Source organism: Synechococcus sp. R55.8 (genome assembly GCF_047461895.1).
Taxonomy (GTDB): Bacteria; Cyanobacteriota; Cyanobacteriia; order Thermostichales; family Thermostichaceae; genus Thermostichus.
Map to the genome: position 1 here is coordinate 1 of NZ_JANSIB010000191.1, position 840 is coordinate 840.

Below are 840 nucleotides of genomic sequence, written 5' to 3' on the forward strand. Positions count from 1 at the left end.
GAACATATTATACATTATTTTCAGTATAGTTGAGCTTATTATTGACTAGAGTCATCCTCTATCCTTGGTTGACCCTGGGCCTGCTGGTTCCTCTGGCCTATTGGTGTTGCTCTCGCTGGGTTTTTGCCCTGGCCGTGGTGAACTTTGGCCTGGCGTTGCAAGGGTTAGCCGAGCGTTTGGGCAGCTCTTTCCAAGGTTTAACCCTTTTGCATCTGCTTGGTGTTGCAGTTGTGTGGGGGTTGGGTCTGTGGCACCAACGCCATAAGCCTTGGCTAAGCCGGGTTTTAACTGAAGGAAGGGATCCAGAGCTTCCCGGCGAGCTGGAGCAAGGCTTGGATTTGGCCCCGACGGCCCAGAACTTGGCTCTGCTGGGGTTGGGTGTCCTGCTCTATGTCTGGAGCTTTGTCGGGACGTGGGTCGATCTTTCCGAGGATCCCCTCTGGAACGTTGGGGATCCCTGGGCGAGCTTGTCGGCAGTGGGGTTGCTGCTGCTGACGGGCTGGGGCTGGTGGCAGGGTTGGCAGGAGAAGAGATCCCAGCCCGTTTCGTCTTGGCTGAAGGATGCTGCTGTTCTGATTTCTCTGGTTGCCTTGGCGCTTTTGCTGGGGATCGGCAGCGCTGTGCCTTTGAACGTGACGGCAGGAGCAGCCTTGGTCCTCTTTGCCCCCTGGATAGTGACCTTGCTGTTGCTGGGGCTGTCAGCAGTGCTCTGCTGGGAAGGGCTACAGCAAGGGCGGCGAGGACGTTTCTGGCAGGGACTGTTGGGGCTGACCCTGGTGGTGCTGACCCGCTTTTTCGAGTACCCAACCGGCCTGTTGGCCAAGTCGGTGGCGTTGGTGG

General features: G+C 57.7%; 1 protein-coding gene. It reads left to right on the forward strand.

Annotated features, from left to right (window positions below; all coding sequences use genetic code 11):
- Positions 1-41 precede the first annotated feature (41 nt).
- Positions 42-840, forward strand: a 799-nt coding sequence (locus NW829_RS12305; RefSeq protein ID WP_414417208.1) for a hypothetical protein, incomplete at its 3' end; no start/stop codon positions are given.